The 11913-nt window shown below is 34.6% G+C and carries 11 protein-coding genes, 1 riboswitch and 1 other annotated feature; all 11 genes read left to right on the top strand.

Annotated features, from left to right (window positions below; genetic code table 11):
- Window positions 1-21 precede the first annotated feature (21 nt).
- The 11 genes from N4T77_RS08680 to cysD all read left to right on the top strand — a co-directional run bounded on the left by N4T77_RS08680 (window position 22) and on the right by cysD (window position 11913).
- Window positions 22-1464: a PLP-dependent aminotransferase family protein gene (locus tag N4T77_RS08680; protein ID WP_261671374.1), complete on the top strand. Its 1443-nt coding sequence runs from the start codon at window positions 22-24 to the stop codon at window positions 1462-1464.
- A gap of 121 nt (window positions 1465-1585) precedes the next feature.
- Window positions 1586-1841: a binding site (T-box leader), on the top strand.
- 313 nt (window positions 1842-2154) lie between these two features.
- Entirely contained in the window at window positions 2155-2820 is a 666-nt protein-coding gene (locus N4T77_RS08675) for an amino acid ABC transporter permease (RefSeq protein WP_261671373.1), read from the top strand.
- Window positions 2801-3481: an amino acid ABC transporter permease gene (locus tag N4T77_RS08670; protein WP_261671372.1), complete on the top strand. Its 681-nt coding sequence runs from the start codon at window positions 2801-2803 to the stop codon at window positions 3479-3481. The genes N4T77_RS08675 and N4T77_RS08670 overlap by 20 nt, the downstream gene beginning before the upstream one ends.
- Window positions 3482-3499: 18 nt before the next feature.
- On the top strand, window positions 3500-4243 hold the full coding sequence (locus N4T77_RS08665) for an amino acid ABC transporter ATP-binding protein (RefSeq protein WP_261671371.1): 744 nt from the start codon (window positions 3500-3502) through the stop codon (window positions 4241-4243).
- Window positions 4244-4269: 26 nt separating this feature from the next.
- Window positions 4270-5142: a cysteine ABC transporter substrate-binding protein gene (locus N4T77_RS08660; RefSeq protein WP_261671370.1), complete on the top strand. Its 873-nt coding sequence runs from the start codon at window positions 4270-4272 to the stop codon at window positions 5140-5142.
- Window positions 5143-5223: 81 nt separating this feature from the next.
- Window positions 5224-5335, top strand: a riboswitch (SAM riboswitch).
- A 255-nt stretch (window positions 5336-5590) separates the two neighbouring features.
- Window positions 5591-7261, top strand: coding sequence for a nitrite/sulfite reductase (locus tag N4T77_RS08655; protein WP_261671369.1), 1671 nt, complete (start codon window positions 5591-5593; stop codon window positions 7259-7261).
- 41 nt (window positions 7262-7302) lie between these two features.
- Window positions 7303-8142 carry an ABC transporter ATP-binding protein gene (locus N4T77_RS08650; protein WP_261671368.1) on the top strand — a complete coding sequence of 280 codons (840 nt, stop codon included), beginning with the start codon at window positions 7303-7305 and terminating at the stop codon, window positions 8140-8142.
- Entirely contained in the window at window positions 8108-8821 is a 714-nt protein-coding gene (locus tag N4T77_RS08645; RefSeq protein ID WP_261671367.1) for an ABC transporter permease, read from the top strand. Before N4T77_RS08650 ends, N4T77_RS08645 begins: the two co-directional genes overlap by 35 nt.
- 116 nt (window positions 8822-8937) lie before the next feature.
- Window positions 8938-10644 (top strand): adenylyl-sulfate reductase subunit alpha, encoded by a 1707-nt coding sequence (locus N4T77_RS08640; protein WP_261671366.1) that lies wholly within the window; start codon window positions 8938-8940, stop codon window positions 10642-10644.
- Entirely contained in the window at window positions 10628-10942 is a 315-nt protein-coding gene (locus N4T77_RS08635; protein ID WP_261671365.1) for a ferredoxin family protein, read from the top strand. Before N4T77_RS08640 ends, N4T77_RS08635 begins: the two co-directional genes overlap by 17 nt.
- A gap of 71 nt (window positions 10943-11013) precedes the next feature.
- Window positions 11014-11913, top strand: coding sequence for a sulfate adenylyltransferase subunit CysD (gene cysD / locus N4T77_RS08630; RefSeq protein ID WP_261671364.1), 900 nt, complete (start codon window positions 11014-11016; stop codon window positions 11911-11913).

Here is an 11913-nt window from a genome sequence, read left to right as displayed (position 1 = left end):
TAGTTGAGGTGAAGGTATAGTATGTTTTTAGATATGAAACTAGGCAAGGATACACCGGTTTATATTCAAATTAAAGATTATATAAAAGATATGATTTTAAGTGGTATGCTGAGGCAAAATGAAAAGCTCCCTTCTACGAGAGAACTATCCTCAATTTTAAATGTTAGTAGAAATACAGTTGTATATGCTTATGAGTTTCTTCAAGATGAGGGATTTATATATATGAAAAAGGGAACTGGTGCTTTTGTATCAGACATAAATATAAGTTTTGAGGAAGAATGGAATATAGATTGGAACACCAGGATAAATGATTACGGCAAAAATGCAGAAAGCTTAGATATTGTAAAACATGAGGTTGAATGGAAAAAAGGCATGATATCCTTCAAAAGTATAGCACCAGACGAGAGGCTTTTTGATGTGGATGAGTTTAAAAGGGCATTTTTAAATAGAGTTTCCATTGAGGGAGATAAAATATTAAATTATGGATATGCAAAAGGATATAGACCTTTAATTCAGTATTTATTGAAGTATATGAAGAATAAAGGAATACAGATAGATGGAAAGGATTTACTTATAACCAATGGCTTTACAGAGGGATTTGATTTGGTACTATCCTGTCTTACAGAAAAAGGAGATAGCATAATTTGTGAAAATCCAACCCATAATACAGCCATCAAGATTATGAGACTTCATGGGTTAAAGATTAAGGGAATAGATTTGAGTAGGGATGGTATAGATTTAGATAAATTAAAGGAAGAGTTAACAAAGGAAGAATTTAAGTTGTCTTATTTTATTCCATCTTATCATAATCCCACAGCCCTTGTAATGTCGGCAGAGAAGAGAGTAGAACTTTATAGAATACTAAAATCACATAATATACCTATAATTGAAGATGGTTTTAACGAAGAACTGAGATACTCAGGGACTCATGTATCTCCTATAGCAGCTCTCAGTGGAAAGGGAAACAGTGTAGTATATATAGGCAGTTTTTCTAAGATATTGTTTCCTGGTATAAGAGTAGGGTGGATTTTAGCTGATAAAAAACTTATAGACTATCTAGAAAGTATAAAGAGAAGCAGAAACATCCACACTTCTTTCTTGGATCAGGCAATTTTCTGTGAATATCTTCAAGGTGGTAATTTTGAAAAGTATATTAAAAAGGCAAGAAAGGTTTATAAGGAAAAATATGAGTTTGCTTTAGAGTGTGCTAAAAAATACATTCCCTGTAAAGAGATAATGGGGGAAGGTGGCCTCCATATTTTTATAAAGTTAGAAGGGGTAGAAGCGAGAAAGGTTTTAGAAAATTGTTGTGAAAGAGGAGTGATTTTTACTCCAGGAGATATTTTTTATATAGACGGCAGAGGGGATGATACCTTAAGGCTTGGCTTCTCTAGAGTAGATATGGAGGAAATAGAAAAGGGATTTAAGATTATTGGAGAGGTAGTTAAGTTATTAAGAAGCTAGAAGATGCTTTCACTTACAAAGTTAAAAAATAACTTATAGAAAAAATCATATAAAAGTTATAATAATATATTGACTATTTTAAATTTACGTATTATAATACAGATATCGTAGTAAAATACTAAGAATTGCAATGATAGGAAGAGTAAATTACAGGAAGTTCTCAGAGAGAAATCCCCTAGGGTGTGAGGGATTTTGGACAGAGGGTAATGGAAGTGCATCCTTGAGCACTGAATCGAAGTTTAGTAGACTTCAGCGGGTACGCCCGTTAAAGCGTTGAGGTATGACTGTACCGAAAGAATGAGTTGTTATGTGTTTCGTAGATGTATTTGCACATAATAAACAGAGTGGAACCGCGGAAGTATACTTCTGCCTCTGTAATAGAGGCAGGGGTTTTTTGTTTTATAAAGAAAAACTTGAATTAGATGGGGTTAAACTATACTATATCATTTAAATCTGTATATGTTGTGATTTGTATAATCTTACATAGAATTATAGTGTTATTGCTTCAATACTGTACAATTGCGAAACTTTAAGAAATTAATGTGTTAAAGTGAAATAGTTGAAAATGTCTATATTCCAGATTAAAGGGTAGTAAAATATAGATTCCACTAGATATATGCACTATATGTAAATATAAACATGACAAGGGGCTAGAACCTTGTACAGAAGAAAAAAGAGGTGATTAAATTTATGAGTATAAATTGGCAATTTATTGTTGATAATTTACCTTTATATCAAAAAGCTGCTGTACTTACTTTAAGGCTTGCATTTTGGGGAATACTAGCTTCCATAATACTTGGTCTTATATGCAGCGTAGTACAGTATTACAAAATAAAAGGCTTACAGACACTAGTACAAGCCTATATTGAACTTTCTCGTAATACTCCACTTTTGATACAGTTATTCTTTTTATACTATGGATTTACTAAGCTAGGTATAAAAATGAGTGAAAATACTTGTGCTATAATCGGCCTATCCTTTTTAGGAGGAAGTTATATGTCCGAAGCCTTTAGAAGTGGTATTGAAGCTGTTGGCAAAATTCAAATCGAGTCTGGTCTAAGTCTTGGACTTTCTAAGTTTCAACTGGCTAGATATGTAATACTGCCTCAGGCATTTTCAGTAAGCATACCATCTTTAAGTGCTAATTGCATTTTTTTACTAAAAGAAACTTCCATTTTAGGTGCAATATCAATTTTAGATTTAATGAATGTAACAAAAGACTTAATAGGAATGTATTATCAAACCTTTGAATCTTTACTAATGCTAGTAGTTTCCTATTTGATTATAATTTTACCTTTATCACTCCTTCTTACTTGGATAGAAAGGAAGGTGCGTTATGCAGAATTTGGGCATTAAGGTGATTTTTGATGGAATGAATATTCAACGTTTATTATTTGATGGTTTATTGGTCACTATTGGAATTGCCTTTATATCAATTTTTATAGGATCTTTACTTGGTATAGTATTCGGCATTATTAGAACATCAAAATCAAAAGTTGTAGGTGTTATAAGTCGTATATATCTTGAATTGTTTAGAATAATACCAGTTCTTGTTTGGCTGTTTATTGTGTACTTTGGAGCTACTACTGCATTGAACATACAGTTAAGTGGAGAAGCAGCCTCTATTATAGTATTTAGTCTTTGGGGGGCAGCAGAGATGGGGGATATTGTAAGAGGTGCCCTAGAATCTTTACCGAAACACCAGATCGAGTCAGGAAAGGCCATTGGACTTAACTTTTGGGGACTTTACAGGTATATTCTTATACCACAGGCTATAAGAAGAATGCTTCCAGGTGCCATAAATCTAGCTACAAGAATGGTTAAGACTACATCACTAGTAGTTTTGATAGGAGTTATAGATGTTGTAAAGATAGGCCAGCAGATTATAGAGCTTTCCCGCTTAGAAGTACCTGCAGCATCTTTCTGGGTTTACGGAGTTATATTCATACTATACTTTATAATTTGTTATCCTTTATCAAGGCTATCAAAGACATTAGAAGCTAAATGGAACAGTTAAGGAGGCAGTGTAATTTATATGAAAAATAATGAGGTATTACTTGAAATAAAGAATTTACATAAAGAATATGCACAAAAGGAGATATTAAGAGGTATTGATCTTAATGTACATAAAGGCGAAGTTGTAGTTGTTTTAGGACCATCAGGTTGTGGCAAAAGCACTCTGCTTAGATGTCTTAACGGCCTTGAAAGTATTCAAGGAGGCAGTATTGAATTTTCCGGGAAAAGTCTTACGGATAAAAATGTTAATTGGCAAGAAGTTCGTCAAAAAATTGGAATGGTATTTCAAAGCTATGACCTTTTTCCTCATATGACTGTTATTCAAAACATACTTTTAGGGCCAATGAAAGTTCAGAAAAGGCCTATGGATGAGATAATGACACAAGCAGAAAAACTGTTAGAAAGAGTTGGTTTACTTGACCGTAAGAATTCTTATCCAAGGGAACTTTCTGGTGGGCAAAAGCAAAGAATAGCAATAGTAAGAGCCCTATGTATGAATCCTGAAATAATGCTCTTTGATGAAGTAACAGCATCTCTTGATCCAGAGATGGTAAGAGAAGTTTTAGAGGTTATGCTAGACCTTGCAAAACAAGGAATGACAATGATAATTGTAACTCATGAGATGAGTTTTGCACAGGCTGTTGCTGACAAAATAGTCTTTATTGATGGAGGCAAGATATGTGAAATATCTGAACCGCAAGAGTTTTTTACTAATCCAAAAACAGAGCGTGCTAAACAATTTTTAAATGTATTTCAATATTAAATTTTACGAAGGAAAGGAAGATTATAATGAAAAATGTAAAAAAAATCTTAACAACATTATTAGCGACTACATTTATAGTAGGAGGTTTAGTAGGCTGTAGTGCTTCAAAGACAGCTTCAACGGAAAACAAAAAGGAAACAACAGGTAGTTCTATTGAGGAAATAAAGAAAAGAGGTACTATTAAAATTGGTGTATTTAGCGACAAGCCGCCTTTTGGTTATGTAGATTCAAATGGTAAAAGTCAGGGCTTTGACGTTCATATTGCTAGAAGATTTGCAAAGGATCTTTTAGGAGACGAGTCAAAGGTTGAATTTGTACTAGTTGATGCAGCAAGCAGGGTTGCATACCTACAATCTAAAAAAGTAGATATAATTATGGCAAACTTTACTGTTACAGATGAGAGAAAGCAAAAGGTTGATTTTGCAAATCCTTATATGAAGGTTTCTCTTGGAGTAGTATCACCAGATAGCGCTAAAATTACATCTGTTGATCAATTAAAAGGGAAAAAGATAATTGTTGCAAAAGGAACAACTGCTGAAACTTATCTTACAAAAAATATGCCAGAGGTAGAATTAGTTAAATATGATCAATACTCAGAAATATTTGAAGCTTTAAAGGACAAACGTGGTGATGCTATAGCTAATGATAATACGGAAGTACTTGCATGGGCACAAAAGAACCCTGGATTTAGTGTTGGAGTACCAAAATTCGGAGGAGAAGATACAATAGCACCTGCTGTTTCTAAGGGAAACAAAGAACTTCTTGAGTGGATTAATAAGGAACTTGAAACTCTAGGTAAAGAGAATTTTGTACACAAAGCTTATGATGAAACATTAAAAAACACATATGGAGAAGCTAGTAAAGAGGACATTGTAATTGAAGGTGGAAAATTGCAATAGTTAATTTACAAATTTATTGACAAAGCCAATTATTAGGTATACAATAATTTAAAATTAATAGTTTTAATGTTATACCTAATACTCTTATCAAGAGTGGTGGAGGGACTGGCCCTATGAAACCCGACAACCGGCATTTAAATTTGAATGTATCGGTGTCAATTCCTGCAGGATATAGTATCCTGGCAGATAAGAAAAATGGTTATTTTAAGGTTAGATATAATTCTGTCTTAAAATCAAAGGCTGTTTTTCTTGTTTTAAAGAAAAACAGCCTTTAGTTTTTATGTTTATGTAAGTATCAACTTATATATTTAAACTAAATGTTTGTATAGGGGGGGGATATGGTGTTATAACCTGTTTTACGTGTATAAGTGTAGTTATTAGACTTTGTTAAAGTAAAACTTTAGTAATGCAAAACTATAAATTAACAAATTAAAGAAGGAGAAAGAGCATGATACAAATAACAGATGAAATTTTAAAAAGTATAGATGAATTTAAAGAAAGTGCTGAACTATGCGATAGAGATGAGTTAGATGTCTCTGAATACAGAAAACGAATTGTTGCAATGGGGGTTTACAAGCAAAGAGTTAAAGGTACCTATATGGTAAGGTTGAGAGCTACTGGAGGAGTTATAGAACTAGATCAGCTGAAGTCCATAAGTGAGGCATCTAAAAGATATGGATATAGAAGAATGCATTTTACAACTAGACAAGACATACAATTTCAAGCACTGCCGATAGACAGCATATATAGCATTATGAAGGAAGTGATAAAGGTTGGTATAACTACAAAGGGGGCCTGTGGGGATACAGTGAGAAATGTAGGATGTTCTCCACTGTCTGGGGTATCTATAGATGAGGTCTTTGATGTAACGCCTTATGTAAAGGGAGTTATAAACCACCTTATGAAAGATCCAACTGCCCTGCAGCTTCCAAGAAAGTACAAGATAGCTTTCTCAAATACTCCAGAAGACACTGGAAATGCTACAATGGCTGATTTAGGTTTTATAGCAAAGATAAATAATGGTGTAAAGGGTTTTGAAGTATATGGAGGAGGTGGCTTTGGGGGAAGACCTAGAATGTCATTAAAACTTGCAGACTTCATAGAAGATAAGGATGTTTTATACTATGCACAGGCTATGAAAGAAGTCTTTGAGAAAGAAGGAGATAGGACAAATAGGCATCAAGCTAGGATAAGATACATTGTGCATAGACTAGGGGAAGAAAACTTCCTTCAGTTATTTAACTCACAGCTTCAAAAGGTTAAAGAGGAGATAGATTTAGATTTTAAAATAGATGAAAAGGACATAAGAATTGACCAAGAGCCTATACAGACAGTTGAAGAAGTAAAAAGAACTATGGAAAGCAATCAGCAATATAAAAACACATTATTTGCACAGAAGCAGCTTGGGTACTATTCAGTCTATATTCATCCACAGGGTGGCAATATAGCAGCAGAAGATTTAGACAGAATCCTTCAATTCTTAGATACTTTAGGATACAGAGTATCTATAAGACTAACAACAACACAAGGCTTTATTATAAGAGACTTAAAAGAGAAGGATGCAATGGAGCTAATAAACTTGACTTTAAATATCTCATCAGGACACAACATAGATAACTCGGTTTCCTGTATAGGACATGCTACTTGTTCCTTAGGTCTTTGTCTTTCACAAAATCTCCTTGCCGCTATAAGAGACATATTTAGTGGGGTAGATGAAAGAATAAAAAGCGCACTTCCAAAGTTATTTATATCAGGATGTCCTAATTCCTGTGGTCAACATCAGCAGGGAATGATTGGACTTAGTGGGAGAGGAAAGCGTACTGAAGATGGACTTGTTCCAGCCTATGCAGTGTCCTTTGGAGGAAAGCTTGGAGCAGGCATTGCAAAGATAGGTGAAGTTTATGGAGACATTCCAGCTAAGAAGATACCAGCATTTCTTTTAGAATTAGCAGCACTAAAAGCAGATTCAAGCTTTGAGGATTTTGAAGAGTTTTTAGAGAATAAGTCACAGGAAACAAAAGAATTAATAGACAAGCACTCAAGTTTGGAGAGTTTTAATGAAAATCCTGATTTGTATTATGACTTTGGTGCAGATGAAAAGTTTGGTGTTAAAAAATAAGTGTTGCAAATAGTTGTATAAATGTTTAGGAGGGGGAAAGTTTGAGTCTAAGAATTGAGGCTGTAAGTAAGAAATATAAAAGAGCTAATAAGGAGTTTGAAATACTAAGAAATATAGATTTAACTGTAAATGATGGAGAATTTGTGTGTATTTTAGGACCATCAGGATGTGGAAAGTCAACACTTCTAAATATAATAGCTGGTTTTGAAAAAGTTACAGAAGGAAAAGTACTTCTTGATGGAAAAGAGGTAAACTCTCCAGGGCCAGATAGAGCAGTTGTATTTCAAGAACATGCACTTTTTCCTTGGTTAAAGGTTATAGATAACGTGGAATTTGGAATGAAGGTTGCAGGAATTCCTAAAAGTGAAAGAAGAGAAAGAGCATTAAAGTATTTAGAAATGATGCATCTTACAAAGTTTAAAGATTCTTTTGTCCATGAACTTTCTGGAGGGATGAAGCAAAGAGTATCCATTGCTAGAGCACTTTGTTTAGATTCAAATATACTGCTTATGGATGAACCTTTTTCATCTCTTGATAGTCAAACTAGGGAACTACTTCAGTTAGAGGTTCAAAGAATTTGGTGGAACACAAAAAAAACAGTGGTATTTATAACTCATAGTATTGAGGAAGCTGTACTTTTAGCTGATAGAATTATTCTCATGCCAGCAAGCCTCGATTCAGAAAAGAAAGAGTTTAGAATACAACTGTCAAGACCACGACAAATAGCCAATATGGATGTAACTTATATGGTATCTAAAATCATGAAAGAGTTTAAAAAGGAGGTGGAGAAGGTTGCAAAATCAGAATATGATGAAGGGTGGAATTTGGAAAAAGATTCTATTCTATATGATGATAGTAGTAGTGTGGGAATTGGCCTATAGGTTTATTAACTTTCCTTCTCCACTAAAGGTTTTTGAAAATATTTCAAAGCTAATAGAAAGTGGCACTTTAGGCACAGCAGTTATGGTAAGTTTGAGGAGACTTTTATCAGGATATGTAATTTCTCTTTTTATAGGATTGCTTATAGGATTATTCATGTTGAAACTTAAAACTACAAGAGATAACTTTGCTAAGTTAATAGGGGCTCTTCAAACCATGCCTAATGTATGTTGGGTACCCTTTGCTGTTTTATGGTTTGGATTAAATGAAAAAGCAATTCTTTTTGTAATAATCATAGGTTCAGTTTTTGCTGTATCTATGTCTATAGAAAGTGGTATTAAAAATTTAAATCCTAATTATATTAGAGTAGCAGAAATGACGGGAGCTAAAGGCTATACCTTGTATAAGGAAGTTATTTTCCCAGCAGCTATTCCGGTTATTATATCAGGAATAAAACAAGGATGGGCTTTTGCTTGGAGGGGACTTATTGCTGGAGAAATGATAGCTTCTTCCATGAGCGGACTAGGAGAGATATTAACCCATGGAAAGAAATATAACGATATAAACGAAATTGTAGCCGTTATGGTAGTAATTATCGTAATTGGGCTTTTAATAGATAGAATTGTGTTTGAAAATATTGAATCCTCTATAAGACGAAAATTTGGATTGGGAAAAGCTTAGGCATAAACAAATTTAGAGTTGTGCTTACCTGCTGGGGTATATTGTGAATAGGTGAAACTTTAGTTTGTTTATCTATGAAAATGTTCTATAAATGATTATGTAAAAAGGAGTGGCCTATGAAAAAAGAAGTAAAAGTAAAACAGCTACAAACGGATATTTTAATTATCGGTGGAGGTACTGCAGGCTGCTACGCTGCCTTGACTATAGCAGAACATTCCAATGCTTCAGTACTAATTCTTGAAAAAGCCAATATTAAAAGAAGTGGCTGTCTGGCAGCTGGAGTCAATGCAATTAATGCTTATATTGTAAAGGGTAGAACACCGGAAGACTATGTAGATTATGCAAAGAAGGATGCAGATAATATTGTAAGAGAAGATTTGCTTCTTACAATGTGCCAGGGCTTAAATAGAGTGACTAAAAAACTTGAGGATTTAGGACTTGTTATTTTAAAAGATGAAAATGGAGAGTACGTAGCCAGAGGAAATCGAAACATAAAAATTAATGGAGAGAATATAAAGCCTATTTTAGCAAGTGCAGTGAAAAAGCTACCTAATGTAACGGTTATGAATCAGGTCAACGTCATTGATTATATTGTAAAAAACAATCAGATACTAGGAGCCTTTGCAGTCGGGGTGGAAGAGGAGATTCTTTATGAAATTAGGGCAAAAAAAGTAATATGTGCTACTGGCGGTGCAGCAGGATTGTATAAACCTAATAACCCAGGTTTTTCAAGACACAAGATGTGGTATCCGCCTTTCAATACTGGAGCAGGCTATGCTATGGGAATTCGTGCTGGTGCGGAGATGACTACCTTTGAGATGAGATTTATTGCATTAAGGTGTAAAGATACTATAGCTCCTACTGGAACTATTGCACAGGGCGTAGGAGCTAAGCAGGTTAACTCAAAAGGAGAGGTTTATGAGACAAAATATGGTCTTACTACTTCTGAAAGAGTATATGGAACGGTAAAGGAAAACCAGGAGGGTAGAGGACCTTGCTATTTAAGAACAGAAGGTATTAGTACTTCTCAGGATGAAGAATTGAAAAAAGCATACTTAAATATGGCACCAAGTCAAACTCTTAAGTGGGTAGAAGCAGGGAAGAATCCAAGTGAACAGAATGTGGAAATTGAAGGAACAGAGCCGTATATAGTAGGAGGTCACACTGCAAGCGGTTATTGGGTTGATACAAAACGACAAACCACAATTAAAGGCCTTTTTGCAGCAGGTGATGTAGCAGGTGGCTGTCCACAAAAGTATGTTACAGGTGCATTGGTGGAAGGTGAAATTGCAGCAAAAGCTGCAGTAGAGGAAATAGAAAAGAATGAAATTAATACTGTTGATTTATCAAAAGCAGAGGAAGATTTACTTATAGCGTTAAAAAAAGAGGAAGTAGAAAAGACATTAAATTTTAAGAATCCTATATTCTCTACGGAAGAACTAGAGGAGGCTATGCAAAAGGTAATGGATACCTATGCAGGGGGAATTGGCAGCAATTACCAATTCAATGAAAAACAGCTTATACTAGCGGAAGAAAAAATTGAACAGATTACTGAACTAAGCAATAACCTACATGCAGAGGATATGCACCAGTTGATGTTTATATATGAGCTAAGAGAAAGACTAACTCTCTGCAAATCAGTGATTGCCCATTTAAGAGCGAGAAAAGAAACTAGATGGCACAGTTTTGCGGAAAATCTTGATTATCCAAAGAAAAGTGATGAATGGCTTAAATATGTCAACTCAAGGCTTGTAAATGGAAAGCTTACTACATTTGGCAGAGATTTAGTGGGAAGAGGTGAGACATATGAGCATAAAAATTAATAAAGAAAAATGTGTAGGCTGTAAAAAATGTCTATCTGTCTGCCCTGGAAGTCTTATAAAGCTAGATAGCGATGGAAAGGCCTATATAAAATATCCAAAGGACTGTTGGGGATGCTGTTCTTGTGTAAAAGAATGTAACAAATCTGCAATTTACTTATATCTAGGAGCAGATATGGGGGGAAGAGGAAGCCGCCTAACTGCTGTGTCAGAAGGTGACGTTATTCATTGGAATATTGAAAAGACTGATGGAAAGCTTCATTCTATTGATGTAAACCGTAAGGATTCTAATAAATACTAAAAAAGGCCTCAGTTATATTAAATCAGAGAATAGCAGTGAAAAATAAATAGGAATAATAGGAGGATTTAATAATGAGTGAATTATCACACCTTGATAAATTAGAAGCAGAAGCCATATATATTATCCGTGAAGTTGCTGCTGAATGTGAAAAACCAGTAATGTTATATTCAATAGGAAAAGACAGTTCTGTTATGTTACATCTTGCCATGAAGGCATTTTACCCTGAGAAACCACCTTTTCCTTTTCTACACATTGATACCACGTGGAAGTTTAAAGAAATGACGGAGTTTCGTGATAGAAGAGCAAAGGAATTAGGGATAGAAATGCTTGTTCATAGGAATGAAGAGGCTTTAAGGGAAGGAATCAATCCCTTCGATCATGGTTCCGCTTATACAGATATTTTAAAGACACAGGCTTTAAAGCAAGGATTGAAAAAATATGGCTTTACAGCAGCCTTTGGTGGAGGCCGTCGTGATGAAGAAAAGTCTCGTGCAAAAGAAAGAATTTTTTCCTTCCGTAACGAGGCACAGGCCTGGGACCCAAAGAACCAAAGACCAGAGATGTGGAAACTTTATAATACAAAGATTAATAAAGGTGAAAGTATAAGAGTTTTTCCTATTTCAAACTGGACAGAAAGAGATATCTGGCAATATATTAAAAGAGAAAATATCGATATAGTGTCCTTATATTTTGCTAAAGAACGTCCAGTGGTATACAGGGATGGGAATATCATCATGGTAGATGATGATAGAATGAGGCTGTTGCCAGGAGAAAAAATTGAACATAAAAGAGTTCGTTTTAGAACTTTAGGATGCTATCCCCTTACAGGAGGAATGGAATCAGAAGCTACTACCTTAGATGAAATTATTGAGGAAACATTAAGTGCGGTGTCCTCTGAGAGAACCACTCGTGTTATTGATACTGAAGAAGTAGGTAGTATGGAAAGAAGAAAGAGAGAGGGGTATTTCTAA

The organism is Clostridium sp. CX1, from assembly GCF_025398335.1.
Classification (GTDB): domain Bacteria; phylum Bacillota; class Clostridia; order Clostridiales; family Clostridiaceae; genus Clostridium_AM; species Clostridium_AM tanneri.
The sequence above is the reverse complement of the archived record's forward strand: the minus strand, read 5'-3'. Positions and strand labels throughout refer to the sequence as shown.